General features: G+C 62.3%; 12 protein-coding genes. 11 read left to right on the top strand and 1 reads right to left on the bottom strand.

From position 1 onward, the window contains the following. Positions 1-13: 13 nt before the first annotated feature. Positions 14-1894 (bottom strand): 3D-(3,5/4)-trihydroxycyclohexane-1,2-dione acylhydrolase (decyclizing), encoded by a 1881-nt coding sequence (gene iolD, locus ACEVQ6_RS21800; RefSeq protein ID WP_374891174.1) that lies wholly within the window; start codon positions 1892-1894, stop codon positions 14-16. Positions 1895-2056: 162 nt separating this feature from the next. Between iolD and ACEVQ6_RS21795 the strand changes: the two genes are divergently transcribed. From ACEVQ6_RS21795 to ACEVQ6_RS21745, 11 genes are all read left to right on the top strand, one after another. Continuing rightward, entirely contained in the window at positions 2057-2791 is a 735-nt protein-coding gene (locus tag ACEVQ6_RS21795) for an SDR family NAD(P)-dependent oxidoreductase (protein ID WP_374891153.1), read from the top strand. A gap of 28 nt (positions 2792-2819) precedes the next feature. After that, positions 2820-3959, top strand: coding sequence for a Gfo/Idh/MocA family protein (locus tag ACEVQ6_RS21790; protein ID WP_374891152.1), 1140 nt, complete (start codon positions 2820-2822; stop codon positions 3957-3959). Between the two features lie 178 nt (positions 3960-4137). Further along, on the top strand, positions 4138-5121 hold the full coding sequence (locus ACEVQ6_RS21785) for a phosphoglycerate dehydrogenase (protein ID WP_374891151.1): 984 nt from the start codon (positions 4138-4140) through the stop codon (positions 5119-5121). A 2-nt stretch (positions 5122-5123) separates the two neighbouring features. After that, positions 5124-5897: an HpcH/HpaI aldolase family protein gene (locus ACEVQ6_RS21780; protein ID WP_374891150.1), complete on the top strand. Its 774-nt coding sequence runs from the start codon at positions 5124-5126 to the stop codon at positions 5895-5897. A 418-nt stretch (positions 5898-6315) separates the two neighbouring features. Continuing rightward, on the top strand, positions 6316-7317 hold the full coding sequence (locus tag ACEVQ6_RS21775) for a Gfo/Idh/MocA family protein (protein ID WP_374891173.1): 1002 nt from the start codon (positions 6316-6318) through the stop codon (positions 7315-7317). Positions 7318-7381: 64 nt separating this feature from the next. Further along, positions 7382-8350, top strand: coding sequence for an ABC transporter substrate-binding protein (locus ACEVQ6_RS21770; RefSeq protein ID WP_374891149.1), 969 nt, complete (start codon positions 7382-7384; stop codon positions 8348-8350). A 15-nt stretch (positions 8351-8365) separates the two neighbouring features. Beyond that, a complete protein-coding gene (locus ACEVQ6_RS21765) occupies positions 8366-9883 on the top strand; it encodes a sugar ABC transporter ATP-binding protein (RefSeq protein ID WP_374891148.1) in 1518 nt (505 codons plus the stop codon). A 16-nt stretch (positions 9884-9899) separates the two neighbouring features. Next, a complete protein-coding gene (locus ACEVQ6_RS21760) occupies positions 9900-10877 on the top strand; it encodes an ABC transporter permease (RefSeq protein WP_374891147.1) in 978 nt (325 codons plus the stop codon). A 25-nt stretch (positions 10878-10902) separates the two neighbouring features. Then, positions 10903-11688 carry an SDR family oxidoreductase gene (locus ACEVQ6_RS21755; protein ID WP_374891146.1) on the top strand — a complete coding sequence of 262 codons (786 nt, stop codon included), beginning with the start codon at positions 10903-10905 and terminating at the stop codon, positions 11686-11688. Between the two features lie 91 nt (positions 11689-11779). Continuing rightward, the gene (locus ACEVQ6_RS21750; RefSeq protein WP_374891145.1) at positions 11780-12550 is read left to right on the top strand and encodes an SDR family NAD(P)-dependent oxidoreductase; all 771 of its coding nucleotides are present in this window, start codon (positions 11780-11782) and stop codon (positions 12548-12550) included. Beyond that, positions 12492-13541 carry a LacI family DNA-binding transcriptional regulator gene (locus ACEVQ6_RS21745; RefSeq protein WP_374891144.1) on the top strand — a complete coding sequence of 350 codons (1050 nt, stop codon included), beginning with the start codon at positions 12492-12494 and terminating at the stop codon, positions 13539-13541. The genes ACEVQ6_RS21750 and ACEVQ6_RS21745 overlap by 59 nt, the downstream gene beginning before the upstream one ends. Positions 13542-13982: the final 441 nt, after the last annotated feature.

Raw genomic sequence — 13982 nt, 5'->3', positions numbered from 1 at the left:
CATCGCGCCTGCCTCAACCGAGAAAGCGCTGATGGCGCACCCCGGAGCGGAATTTTGCCACGGCCGCGCCGACCGTGTCCGTGCCGGAGACTTCGGCTGTTCCGACATCCCACCACACGCCCGATCCGATTGAGCGGCCGCGCTTTTCCGCCTTGACGACGATCACACTCGGGCCACCGGTGCGCCGCGCGCCGGCAAGCGCTTCCTTCAGTTCGGCCTCGCTTGCCGCCGAAAAGACCGTTGCACCCATGGATCTCGCATTGGCGGCATAGTCGACCTCGAGATAGGCGCCGTTCGGCTTCAGCGCATCATTGTCACGGCTACGGAACTCATTGCCGAGATTGTCGATCCCCGTCGTGTTTTCCTGCAGATCACGGATGCACTGGTATCCGTAGTTTTCGATGACCACGATGGTGATCCGTGCACTCTCCTGCACCGCCGTGACGATTTCGGTCGGCGCCATCAGATAGGTGCCGTCGCCGATGACGGCAAAAATCTCGCTGTTTCCCGGAAGGGCAAGCCGCGCGCCGATGGCTGCGGGAATTTCGTGACCCATGGTTGAAAAGCCGAACTCGAGGAAGGTTTTCGATCCGTTGGAAGCGTCCCAGCCCTTGTGGATCTCGCCGGGCGGTGTGCCCGCGGCGGCGATGACGATATCGCCGGCACCGGTGGCCTCGTTGACGATGCGCACAATCGTGCCTTGATTGAGCGGCGCGCCGGGCGCAACAGCGATATCGGTGCGATAGGCCTCTTTCCACTCCTGACTGCGCGCCTTGATCTCATCGCGATAACTGGCCGGTGTCGCGTAATGTCGGGCTTCAAGGCCCATACGGATCCGCTCCAGCGCCAGCCGCGCATCGCCGACCACGGGCACGCCGCGAAGCTTGTGGGCATCATAACTGCTGGTGTTGATGGCGATGAAGCGCGCCTCGGGATTGTGGAAAGCGGAGCGCGATCCTGTCTGGAAATCCTGCAAGCGGGTCCCGATGGCGACGACCACGTCGGCGGCTTCCGCGATCCGTCCCGCCGCCCCCGTGCCCGTCACGCCCATGCCTCCAAGGCAATAGGGACCTTCGAGGCTGACGCCCTTGCCGGCATGGGTTTCCGCAACGGGAATACCGAATGCATCGGCGAAATCGCGAAGAGTATGTTCGGCGGCAGAATAGCGCACGCCGCCACCGGCGATGATGAGGGGCGCGCGAGCCTGGGCAAGCAGGGTGACGGCCTCATCGATATCGTCGGGAGAAGGTTCACGGCGGCGGATGATCCAGTTGCGCTCGCTGAAGAACGTTGCGGGATAGTCATAAGCCTCGCCTTCGACATCCTGCGGGAATGAAATGGTGACCGCGCCGGTATCAGCCGGATCGGTCAGGACCCGCATGGCTTCCGGCAGCGCCGTCAACAGCTGCTCAGGGCGCGAGATCCGGTCGAAGAACCGGCTGATCGGCCGGAAGCAGTCATTGACCGAGAGATCGCCCTCGACCGGATGCTCGAGCTGCTGCAAGACATTGCCGGTGCGGCGATGGGCAAAGGTGTCGGAGGCGAACAGGAGCACCGGGATCCTGTTGACGGTCGCAGTCGCGGCACCCGTCACCATGTTGGTCGAGCCTGGGCCGATCGATGCCGTGCATGCAAGGGTCGCGCGGCGGTTCCTTGCCTTCGCATATCCCATGGCGGCGTGCACCATCGCCTGCTCGTTCTTCGGCTGGTAGTAGGGCAGATCATGGCCATATTCCTCGATCGCCTGGCTGATCGAAGCGACATTGCCATGGCCGAAAATCCCGAAGATCCCGCCGATCAGCCGTTCCCTTTGTCTGTCCATCACCGAGAACTGCTTCTGCAGGTAGATGATGGCCGCCTGTGCAGCCGTCAGCCTGATCGTCTTCGACCTCATCATGTTCGACATGGTTTCCTCCCTTGCGCGTCTCGGCGCTTTTTTCACATAAATAGAATTGCAAAGCTATGCATTTTTAAATTTTTCCGATATAGCCAAAAATCATCATTTTAAAATTGGTAGTTAGATACTCGAAAGTGAGTGTCTGGACGAGAGAACGCTATGCAGAGATTTGCCGGGAAGGTTGTTCTTGTCACAGGCGCGTCGACGGGCATCGGCCTCGAGACGATCAGGCGCATACGGGACGAAGGCGGCACGGTCTTTGCCGCCCATCGCCGCGGGCAGCTGGACATCGAGGACGTCCGGTCCGTCCATCTGGACGTGACCGACGAGACGGACTGGAACGGCGCCATCGCGGATATTGTCCGTGAGGCCGGGCGTCTCGACGTGCTCGTCAACAATGCCGGCGTGCGCGAGAGCGGTCTCGTCGAGGAGACAAGCCTCGATCAGTGGCGCCGGCTCATCGACACCAACCTGACCAGCATCTTTCTCGGTTGCAGGGCAGCGGTGCCGGCCATCCGCCGGTCAGGCGGCGGCGCGATCGTCAATGTCGGCTCGATCACCGGCATCCGCGGCACGGAGAACATGGCCGCCTACAGCGCTTCGAAAAGCGGCGTCACCTCCTTCACCTCGTCGATGGCGCTGGATCTCGCCCGTGACAATATTCGCGTCAACGCCGTCTGCCCAGCCGCCATCCGCACACGCATGGTCACGGGCTGGCTCGAATCGACGCCGGACAGCGAGGCGCTGGAAGCAGCCGTGGTCGCCAAGCATCCGATCGGCCGCATCGGCCAGCCCGAAGAGGTTGCAAGCGTGATCGCCTTCCTCGCCAGCGAGGATGCATCCTTCATGACGGGGCTGTCCATTCCGGTCGATGGCGGCCGAAGCATTCGCTGAGACATCAAGGTTCGGGGGAGAGGAACACATGGAGCGCATACGGTTCGGCATCGTCGGATCCGGTTATATGGCGAAGTTGCACAGCCTGGCACTGCGCAATATCGGCGCCTATCTCTGGCAAAAGCTGCCGCGCATCGAGATGGTGCGCATGGCCGATATCGTGCCCGAGGCGGCGAAAGAGGGGGCGGAGCGCTGGGGCTGGCGGAACCATTCCGGCGACTGGAAGGACGTGACCCGCGCCGATGACATCGACATTGTCATCGTCATCACGCCGAATGACAGCCATGCGGAGATCGCTATCGACGCGTTCAACCACGGCAAGCATGTCTTTTGCGAAAAGCCGCTGGCGAACACCGTCGCTGCGGCGCAAAGGATGGCGGACGCCGCGCAGACATCCGGCAAGGTCAATATCGTCAACTTTTCCTACCGTACCTGGCCTGGCGTCGAACTGGCGCGGCAGTTGATCCGCGACGGCGAGCTGGGCGAGCTGCTGCACTTCGAGGGACGGTTCTTTCAGGACTATGCCGCCGATCCCGACCTCCCCTTCTCCTGGCGGTTCGACAAGGAGATCGCCGGCGGCGGCGCGTTCGGGGATATCGGGTCGCATGTCACCGATATCGCCTGCGCGCTGATGGGGCCGGTCGGCTCGATTGCAGCGCGCTCGCGACGTCTCCACGAAAGGCGTCCCGTTGGCACGCCGGACGGGCAGCCGGTCACGGTCGACGACCTCACAACCGCGCTCGTGGAGTTTTCAAACGGGGCGCTCGGCGCGATTCACGCATCCTGGGCCGCAACCGGACACAAGTCGGACCTCAGTTTTTCAGTGACCGGCACAAAAGGCTCGCTGGCTTTCAGCTGGGAGCGCAACAATGAGCTGCATTTCTTCAGCGGCGCCGATCCCCAGCGAACCGGCGGTTTTCGCCGCATCATGCTCGGCGGCATCCATCCGGAAGCAGACCCCTTCTGGTATGCGCAGGGCCAGGGCCTCGGCTATGGCGAGGCCTTCGTCGTGACCGCGCGCCGGGCCATCGAGGCCGTCATGCGCAATGCGCTCGACGCCACCCCCAACTTCCAGCAGGCGTTGCACGTCAATCGCGTCATCGCCGGCGCCTACCAGTCGGCGGATGAGGGGCGCTGGGTTGCGATCCCCGAGACAGACGCGTTTTGACGACGCTTTTTCGCCAATGTGAACGCAAGACAGCAATCATCGGAGAAAAATATGACACGTTCCAAGCTGGCGGCAATGCGAGGGAAGGCCGCCCCATTGTCTACGGTGAGCGATGCGCGGGTGACCGAGGCTGGCGCGCCCTTCCCGATCGCTGCACTCTGGTCCATGTGAGGCGATCATGGGACGCATTTTTGTAAGCTGGCCCGGCTACAGTCCGCTTGATCCCGAAACCGGTGCGAGACTGGTCGCCGCCGGGCATGAGCTGGTGCTTCAGGCAAAGACCGGCCATCGCTCGCCCGAGGAGTTGTCCGGTTTTATCGGCGGCTGCGACGCCGCGATCGTCTCCACCGATCCGTTCACGCGCGAGGTTCTGTCGGCCAACCGGGACCTGAAGCTGATCGCCCGCGTCGGCGTCGGAACGGATTCGATCGACCACGATGCGGCACGCGAATTCGGCGTCGGCATTTCAATCACGCCCGGAATGAACGCCGAGACGGTGGCCGACCAGACGCTAGCGATGATCCTCGCCCTCCTCCGGCGGGTCGTGACGCAGGATCAGGCCGTCAAGGCAGGTCGCTGGGACAGGGTCGGCGCGGCGACGCCGACCGAGCTCTACCAAAAGACGGTCGGGCTCGTCGGCGCCGGCGCGATCGGCCAGGCCGTGATCCGCCGGCTCGTCGGCTTCGGCACGCGCGTCGTCTATTTCGACGGCATGGTCGAGCATGTGGCGGGCGCCACGCGCTGCGCAACGCTGGACGCGCTGATCGAAATGTCCGACGTCGTCTCGCTGCACGCGCCGCTTCTGCCCGAAACGCGCGGGCTGATGAACGCCGCCCGTTTCGCGCAGATGCGGCAAGGGTCCTATGTTGTCAACGCGGCCCGCGGCGGACTGGTGGACCAGCCTGCCCTGTTTTCCGCCCTGCGTTCGGGCCATCTGGCCGGCGCGGCGCTCGATGTCTTCGAGGTCGAGCCACCCGGCGCAGACGCGCTTGCCGATGTGCCGAACCTTTTGACATCGGCCCATATCGGCGGCATCAGCCGCGAATCCGTCGCGCGGATGACGCGTTCGGCAACGTCATCGGTCCTTGCCGTGCTCGGCGGAGACATCCCCGAGACAGTGATCAATCCGGAAGCGCTGCGCGCGCGTCTGGCGGGGAGATGATCATGCAGCGAACGATGGCATTCAAGCAACGCATGCGCGCGCGGGAACTGACGGTCGGCACATGGATCAAGACGCCGTCGCGGATCGTCACGGAGGTGCTCGGCGGATCGGTGCTCGATGTGCTGTGCCTCGACGCCGAGCACGCCCCCTTCGATCGCCTGGCTCTCGACGGCGCGACGCTCGCGGCGCGATCGCGGGACATGCCCCTCCTGATCCGCGTCCAGGCACCGGAGCCGGCGGAGATCCTCAACGCGCTCGATCTCGGGGCGACGGGGATCGTCATCCCGCATGTCCACGATGTCGGGCGGACACGGACGCTCGTCTCGTCCTGCCTTTATGCGCCGGGAGGGCGGGGGTTTGCCGGCTCGACGCGGGCGGCCGATTTCACCAGGGTCAAGATGGCCGATCATATCGCCGCCTCAAACCGGCTGACGACCATCGTCGCGCAGATCGAGGACGCGGAGGCACTCTCTGTGCTCGATGAATTGATGGTGATCGACGAAATCGACTGCTTTTTCATCGGGCGCGCGGACCTTGCCGTCGCACTCGGCGCGCCATCGGCGATCGCGCCCGAGGTGATCGACGCATCCGTGCGCATCTGCAAGGCCGCGTCCCGCTTCGGCAAGGCCGTCGGTATGTTCGTTCCCGACCTCGGCGAAATCCCGAAATGGACGGCGCTCGGCGTCAGTCTTTATCTGCTCGAATCCGATCAGGTCTTCCTGCTGAACGGCGCGGCCCGCCTCATGCAGGCCGTCCATGACGCGGCGTCGGCGTAGCCGCAAGCCTGCCGTCGAAGGCGCGCCGGACGGAGCGTCTCCGGGCCGCGCCGGTCGCTTGCACGTCTGCCGCCTGAGCGCAGCCTCCGAGGCGACGCGGCTTGATCGCTTGCCGCAGCCCTCTCCGCTGCCGCAGGCCCATCCCCTGGCACCGATGCACCATCGCGCTTTTTCTTGTCGCGGACGCTTCATTGCGATTATCGCCACTATGCATATTATGCATAAATAGACCGCGAAGATCCCGCCTTTGAGCGTGAAACAAGCATTTTCTCCGTCGTTCTTGCCTTATGAAAAACTTTCACTCGAATATCCGTCCATTATCCGCTTCTGATGCTTGGAAGTGAATTTACATAATATGCAAAATCATGTTGACTGATGCTTCGCTGATGGGGAGGAATGTGTGATCAAGATCGCTTTGATGGGCGCGGGCCGGATCGGTCATCTGCATGCCCGCAACATTGCCGTGTGCGGCAGGGCGCGGATCGGCAGCGTATACGATACCCATGCCGCCGCTGCCGAGGTTCTGGCGCACCGTCACGGTGCCGTTGCCGTTGACGATGCCGACGCCGTGTTCGACGATCCCCGGATCGACGCCGTCTTCATCTGCTCGCCGACCGACACGCATGTATCGTTCATCGAGCGCGCGGCGCGCAGCGGCAAGGCGATCTTCTGCGAGAAGCCGATCGACCTGGATTATGCGCGGGTCATGTCCGTCGTGTCGTTGCTGGAACAGTTTCCGGTGACGTTCATGACCGGCTTCCACCGCCGCTTCGATGCCAGCACGCGACGGATCCGCGAGCATGTCGATGCCGGGCGGATCGGCGACGTCGAGTTCATGCGCGTCATGGCCCGCGATCCAGGTCCGCCGCCGGCGGCCTATGTCGCGCGTTCGGGCGGGTTGTTCCGCGACATGATGATCCATGATCTTGATCTCTGCCGCTGGCTGACAGGCCGCGAGTTCACCCGCGTCTTCGCGCGCGGCTTCAACTTATTCGACCCCGGCACCGAGGCGGAAGGCGACTACGACACGGCGACGGCGACACTCTGGGACGACAGGGGCTTCAGCGTCGTCCTGCAGAACAGCCGGCGGTCGAACGGAGGATTCGACCAGCGCATCGAAGTGATGGGATCTGCGGCGTCCGTCAGCATGGACAATGTGCCTGTGACCCAGACGCGGCTGATCCTGCCGGACGGACTGAAGTCTGATGCGCTGCCGGATCACTTTCCCGAACGCTATGCCGGCGCCTATGTCGCGCAGCTTTCGGAGTTCCTGTCGGCCATCGAGGAAAAGCGCCAGCCGATCACGACCGCGATCGATGGCATCGCGGCTTTGCAGCTCGCCGATGCCTGTGCGCTTTCCGCAACCGAGCAGTCGATTGTCAACATCATGCCGGTCGCCCGGTCACGCGCGGCGACATGACGAATGCGACCTTGCCGGGAGGGCAAGGCCGAAAAGGTCCTTAGGGACATTGGAGGAGGATGACATGAAAGCATATACCTATCTTGCCCTCGCATCGGTCGCGCTCGGCTGCCTGGGTGCAACCCAGACACAGGCCGAGACCATTTCCGTCGTCGTCAAGGACACGACCAGCCCCTACTGGCAGACCGTGATGGCCGGTGCCTGCAATGCCGGCAAGGAACTGAACGCGACGGTCAACGTCACCGGGCCGACCACTGAGGCCGACATCGCCGGACAGATCTCGATCCTCGAGAACGCCGTCAGCACAGGATCGCAGGCCATCGTCCTTGCGCCCTCCTCATCCGAGGGGCTGGGCGCGGCCGTTGACGAAGCAGGCGCAAAGGTTCCCGTCTTCCTGATCGACTCCTCTGCCAACTCGACGGCGTTCAAATCGATCATCGCGACCGACAACAAGGCCGGCGGCGTGCTTGCCGGAAAGGCAATGGTCGACGCGATTACGAAGAAGAACGGCTCAGCGAAGGGCAAGGTCGCGATCATCTCCTATGGTCCCGGCATCAACACGCTCGACGAGCGCATCGCCGGTTTCAAGGAGGGCCTGTCGGCGTCGCCGGAGATCGAGGTCGTCACCACGCGCGTCGGCGATTTCCAGACGACGACGGCGCTCAACCAGGCGAACGACGTGCTATCGGCCTTCCCCGAGCTTGACGGCATCTATGCGGATGCGCTGTTCACCGGCATCGGCTCGGCACAGGCCATTTCCGAGGCCGGCCGGAAGGGAAATCCCGTCCTGGTGACGTTCGACAGCAGCGACACGCTCGAACAGAACCTGCGCGACGGCATCGCCCAGGCGCTCGTCGTCCAGAATCCCTACAAGATGGGCTATGACGGCATTGCCAACGCGCTGAAAAGCCTGAAGGGCGAAGAGGTTGCCGCCAAGGTCGACACGGGCGTGACGGTGATCACACCCGAGAATGTCGATTCGGAAGACGCCAAGGCGCTGCTGCATCCCGACTTCTCCTGCCTCCAGAAATAAGCCGGAAACGACGCGATGACCCGTGTTGAATCTTCCCCAAGCGCAGCACGGCATCAGCCGCTTGTGCGGCTCGAAGGTATCGGGAAATCCTTTCCCGGTACCGTTGCCCTGGAGGGCATCACGCTCGAGATCTTTCCCGGTGAAGTTCTGGCGATCGTCGGCGAGAACGGCGCAGGCAAGAGCACGCTGATCAAGATCCTGACGGGCGCCCATGTTCCGACCACCGGCGACATCCATGTCGAGGGCCATGTCGTCACCTTGCCGACACCGGCGAAGGCACAGGCGCTTGGCCTCAACGCGGTTCATCAGGAAGTGGTCCTGTGCCCGCATCTGACCGTTGCCGAGAACATCTATCTCGGCATCGAGAAGACGGGACGCGGCGTCCTCGACAAGCCGTGGATGCAGGCGCAGTCACAGGCGCTTCTGGATGAGCTCGGATTCGACATAGACGCCTCGGTCGAACTCGGTTCCCTGTCGATCGGCCGCCAGCAACTCGTGGCGGCGGCGCGGGCAAAGATCCGGGCAAGCCGGCTGATCATCTTCGACGAGCCGACCGCGTATCTCACCCGGCAGGAAACGGAGCGGCTGTTCAGCCTCATCCGCAGTCTCAGAGATACGGGCGTCGCCGTTCTCTACATCAGCCACCGGATGGAGGAGATTTTCGAACTCTGTGACCGTGCCTGTGTCCTTCGCGATGGCAGGCTGATCTCGACACGGTGGATCACGGAGACGAACCAGGAGCAGCTCATCCGCGACATGGTCAACCGCGATCTCGGCGACGTCCACTACAAGGAGGCGATCGATCGCGGCGATGTGCTGCTCGAGGTCAGGAACCTCAGCGGCGCCGGCTTCGAGGACATGAACCTGACCGTTCATCGCGGCGAGGTCGTCGGCCTCTTCGGACTGATCGGTGCGGGCCGCAGCGAATTCGTCCAGACCGTCTTCGGCCGTCATGCCGCATCAACCGGCACAATGACGCTGCAAGGCCGGGAATACGCTCCGAAAAACGTCGCGCACGCCATCAGGCGCGGTATGGCGCTGATCCCCGAAAGCCGAAAGATCCAGGGTCTCTGCCTCAACCAGACTGTCGAATTCAACCTCGGCCTCAACGCGTTCAGACGGCTGACCCGGCGGTGGCTGGTCAGCAACGTTCTCATGCGCGCGACGGCGGATCGCATGGTCGCATTGCTCGACATTCATCCGCCGGACCCGACCATCGAGGTCGGCAATCTCTCAGGTGGCAATCAGCAGAAGGTGGTCATCGGCCGCTGGATGAACCACGGGGCTGAGGTTTTCATTTTCGACGAACCGACCGTTGGCGTCGACGTCAAGACGAAGCGGCAGATCTACCTGCTTCTCGCCGGACTGCTGAAGAAGGGCGCAGGCGTCATCCTGATCTCGTCCTATCTGCCGGAGGTCTACGACCTCAGCGACCGGCTGATCGTCATGTATCGCGGAAAAACCCGGCGCGTCTTCGACCGGCCGCGCGAGGTCGCGCACGATGTCGTGCTCGCGGCAGCACTCGGTGAATAGAACAAGAGGGAAGATCATGTCCGCAATTGCCGAAAACAAGGTCGCGCCGGCCCGCAAGAAGAAGGTGCGATTTGGCGTCCTCCTGAACCTGACCCTCTTTTTCCTCCTCGTCGTCATCTGGGCGATCCTGTCCGTGACAACGGACAGCTTCTTCACCGAGAACAACATCACCAACCTGATGCGGCAGTTCTCGCTGCTGGCGATCATCGCCATCGGCCAGACCTTTGTCATCATCACCGCCGGGATTGATCTCTCGGTAGGCGCCGTTGTCGGCCTGACCAGCGTCATTGTCGCCTCGCTGATGGTGGCGGGCGTGCCGGTGTGGCTGGCATGCCTCCTGACGCTGCTGGCGGGCGCGCTGATCGGCGCCATCCATGCCTTTGGCGTCTCCTACATGAAGCTTCCCTCGTTCATCGTGACGCTGGCGGGGCTAACGGGCTGGCGCGGTCTCGGCCTGCTGATGACCAACGGCCTCAACGTCTCCGGCCTGCCGCCGGCGTTCAATGCGTTTTCGCGCAGCTTTTTTCTCGGCCTGCCGACGCTGTTCTGGATGGTCGTCGTCGTCGCTATTCCCGCCTACGTGCTCCTGCACAAGGCGCGGATCGGGAAATATATCTTCGCCGTCGGTTCGAATGCCGAAGCCGCGCGGCTCTCCGGCATCGATGCGCGCCAGACGATCTTCGTCGTCTACATGATCTCCAGCACCTGCGCCGCACTGGCGGGGATCCTCGTCACCAGCCGACTCGGCCTCGGCATCGCGACAACGGGCGACGGCTGGGAATTGCAGGCGATCGCCTCGTCCGTCATCGGCGGCACCAGCCTTTTCGGCGCGGTCGGCAGCATCATCGGCCCGACGCTGGGCTCGCTCCTGCTGTCGACGATCAATCAGGGCGCGAACCTTCTAAACGTCAATCCATTCTGGCAGCGGATCATCACCGCCCTGCTGATCGTCGTGGTGGTCTTCGTCGATCACCTGCGCCGGCGCTCCAGATGACATCGGAACCAATGAGGGCCAGGACATGATCGAGGCTGCGCATTTCAGGAACAAGGTCTGCCTGGTCACCGGCGGCACGCAAGGGGTCGGTGAGGCGACCGCCCTGATGATGGCGTCTGGTGGCGCAAAGCTTGTCGCCATCTGCGGACGGCAATCGGAAGCCGGCGAACGAACGGCGCAGAAGATCCGTGAACTGGGCACGGAGGCCCTCTATGTGCAGGCCGATCTCGCGGCCGTCGAGGACTGCTTCCGGGTCGCCGATACCGTCGGCGAACGTCTGGGGCGTATCGACGTGCTTGCCAATGTCGCCGGTATTACCGACAGGGGCACGATCGAGGATACCGATCCCGCGACCTATGAGCGGCTGTTTGCCGTCAACACACGGGCACCGTTCTTCCTGATCCAGCGCGCGCTGCCCTATCTCCGGAAAGGCGACGGTAGCGCCGTGGTCAATGTCATTTCCATCGCCGCTCATGGTGGCGCGCCTTTCATCGCAGCATACGTCGCCTCGAAATCCGCGCTCGTCGGTCTGACGAAGAACCTCGCCCACGCGCTGCGGCACGACCGGATCCGCGTCAACGGCCTGAACATGGGCTGGACGGCCACGCCGGGCGAGGAGAAGACGCAGCGCGTAGCCCACGGGCTTGGAGACGACTGGCAAGAGGAAATCGGGCGGACCCGCCCCTTCGGCCGGCTTCTCCGGCCGGAAGAAGTCGCACGGGCGATCTGCTTTCTCGCCAGTTCCGAAAGCGCGCTGATGACCGGCTCGATCGTCGATTTCGATCAGACGGTGATGGGCGCCTACGACTAGAGCATTTCCGCCAAAGCGCGTCTGCTTTCGCGCTGGCCAATACCGCTAGAACAAGGGCCCAGCCCAATTACAGGAAACCGGAGGAAACGGGATGGATTTCAACGACAGGGTTGCCGTTGTCACCGGCGGCGCACGCAATATTGGTCTCGCCACGGTTGAGGCCTTCCTTTCCCGGAATGCACGAGTCGTCCTTGTCGACCGGGATGACGAAACCGCCAACGCTGCGGTCACCGCGCTCGGCGTTTCCGGTGAACGGCTGATCGGCATTGGTGCCGACGTTTCCTCGGAGGAATCCGTTAAGGCTCTGATGGAAAAAGTAGCGGTGACATTCGGGTCAGTCGGTTTTCTCGTCAACAATGCCGGGATCTGTACCTTGAATCTCGCGGTCGATCTCAGCGTCGAGGAATGGGACCGGGTTCTCGCCGTCAATCTTAGGGGGCCGTGGCTGTGCGTCAAACATGCGTTTCCGCTGATGGCGGAGGGCAGCTCCGTCGTCAACATCGCCTCGCAGGCAGCGCAGCGCGCCCAGCGTTTCACGGCGCATTACAGCGCCTCAAAGATGGGTATTATCGGCCTGACCAGAGCGCTGGCGATGGAACTCGCACCAAAGGTCAGGGTAAACGCGGTCTCGCCGGGCACGGTCTACACCAACATGATCGAGCACGAGATCAACTGGCGCATTGACAGGGGATTCGATCATGACGGCGACGCGGTGAAGAAAGATTGGCTTGACCGCATCCCGATGAAGCGGTTTCAATCGCCTGACGCCATCGCCAGGGCCATTCTGTTCCTCTGCTCTGACGATGCGAGCGAAACGACTGGCGAAACACTCAACGTCAGCGGCGGTGCAGTCATGGTTTGAGATGAAGAAAAGACAACAGCCCTCATCCATTGACGTCGCACACCATGCGGGCGTGTCCCAGTCGGCGGTGTCTCGTACTTTTTCTGGGCAGAGCGTGTCGGACGCCACGCGAGACAAGGTGCTGCGGGCGGCCGATGCGCTCGGCTACCGACCGAATGCCCTCTTGAGGGTGATCAGCCAGCAGTCGAATCTGATCGGCGTTGTGATGGGGGAGATCACCAATCCGTTCTATCCCGAGGTGCTTGAGGCCCTGCTGATCGCCCTTGAGGAACGCGGTTTCCGCGTCATGCTCAAGCATCTCAACGGAGCAAAGGACGCCGACGCGGCGATCGAGGAGGTTCTGGCCTACAAGGTCCGCGGCATTATCGTCACCTCATCCTATCTCGGCTCCGAGATCGCCGAACGATGCGCCAAGTCCGATGTACCCGTCGTCCTGTTCAACCGGTTTATCCACGGTATTCCTGTTTCGGCCATCACCTGTGACAATGTGGATGCGGGACGGATGGTCGCCAATCTCTTCATGGACCGAGGTTTCCGAAGGCCCGCCTTCATCTCTGGCAGCCCGGATGCAAATTCGAACCTCGATCGCAAGAAGGGCTTTTTCGATCGTCTGGCGGAGCGGGGTGGCGCTGCGCCGGTCGTTCTCGGCGACGAGCACAGCTATGATGTCGGAGCGAAGGCTGCGACCGAACTCCTGAGCTGGCCCGAACTGCCCGACTGCCTGTTCTGCGCCTCCGACGTGCTTGCCTTCGGCGCGCTCGATACCTTGCGGGCCGCCGGCGTCTCCGTGCCAGGGCAAATCTCCGTCGTCGGCTTCGACGATATACCGATGGCGGCGTGGGGCGCCTTCAACCTGACGACGTTGCGTCAGCCGAGGCGGCGCATGGTCCAGGAGGCTGTCGATGTCCTCATGTCCCGTATCAATGGATCATCGGCTACGCCAATAAGGTTGGTCCCGGCGGAACTGGTGCTTAGAGGTACACTGAAGTGACCTTGTCCCGTTCAACTAATCCATTTCGCTGAAGACCCTGGTCCATCAAAAGTACCACAGAATGAAGCGCACCCATTCCACGGACGAACAGGTTGTCCGCATCTTGAACAAGCATGAGGCAAGCACTGCGTTCTCGGAGCGTGCTGCGAGCAAAGTGTCAGCGATGCGAGCACAGCCAAGTTCGGCGGCATGGACGTATCCGTGATGTCTCTATTGGAGCAATGGCGCCATGCTGTTCAATGCGTGCACTGAAGGCCGATAATGCAGTGGCTTTCTTGAAAAGAAAGCGGGCGCAAATAATCTGGCGATTGGATTTTATATTTAATTTATACGTGATGTTGATGCGAATCTTGGGGTTTCTGGTAAATTTATATTCAAATAAAAATTACACTTGAAGTAAAACAGTACCGCCAATGTGACAGGGAACAGGGGTAATGGCCG

Origin of the sequence: Ensifer soli (assembly GCF_041928815.1) — a bacterium.
GTDB lineage: Bacteria > Pseudomonadota > Alphaproteobacteria > Rhizobiales > Rhizobiaceae > JBHFEI01.
Note: the sequence above shows the minus strand (reverse complement) of the source record. Positions and strands in the feature narration are given on the sequence as shown.

Excerpts from the sequence above, each read along its gene's own strand:
- iolD (WP_374891174.1), bottom strand. The coding sequence starts at position 1,894 with ATGAGGTCGAAGACGATCAGGCTGACGGCTGCACAGGCGGCCATCATC.
- ACEVQ6_RS21795 (WP_374891153.1), top strand. The coding sequence starts at position 2,057 with ATGCAGAGATTTGCCGGGAAGGTTGTTCTTGTCACAGGCGCGTCGACG.
- ACEVQ6_RS21790 (WP_374891152.1), top strand. The coding sequence starts at position 2,820 with ATGGAGCGCATACGGTTCGGCATCGTCGGATCCGGTTATATGGCGAAG.
- ACEVQ6_RS21785 (WP_374891151.1), top strand. The coding sequence starts at position 4,138 with ATGGGACGCATTTTTGTAAGCTGGCCCGGCTACAGTCCGCTTGATCCC.
- ACEVQ6_RS21780 (WP_374891150.1), top strand. The coding sequence starts at position 5,124 with ATGCAGCGAACGATGGCATTCAAGCAACGCATGCGCGCGCGGGAACTG.
- ACEVQ6_RS21775 (WP_374891173.1), top strand. The coding sequence starts at position 6,316 with ATGGGCGCGGGCCGGATCGGTCATCTGCATGCCCGCAACATTGCCGTG.
- ACEVQ6_RS21770 (WP_374891149.1), top strand. The coding sequence starts at position 7,382 with ATGAAAGCATATACCTATCTTGCCCTCGCATCGGTCGCGCTCGGCTGC.
- ACEVQ6_RS21765 (WP_374891148.1), top strand. The coding sequence starts at position 8,366 with ATGACCCGTGTTGAATCTTCCCCAAGCGCAGCACGGCATCAGCCGCTT.
- ACEVQ6_RS21760 (WP_374891147.1), top strand. The coding sequence starts at position 9,900 with ATGTCCGCAATTGCCGAAAACAAGGTCGCGCCGGCCCGCAAGAAGAAG.
- ACEVQ6_RS21755 (WP_374891146.1), top strand. The coding sequence starts at position 10,903 with ATGATCGAGGCTGCGCATTTCAGGAACAAGGTCTGCCTGGTCACCGGC.
- ACEVQ6_RS21750 (WP_374891145.1), top strand. The coding sequence starts at position 11,780 with ATGGATTTCAACGACAGGGTTGCCGTTGTCACCGGCGGCGCACGCAAT.
- ACEVQ6_RS21745 (WP_374891144.1), top strand. The coding sequence starts at position 12,492 with ATGCGAGCGAAACGACTGGCGAAACACTCAACGTCAGCGGCGGTGCAG.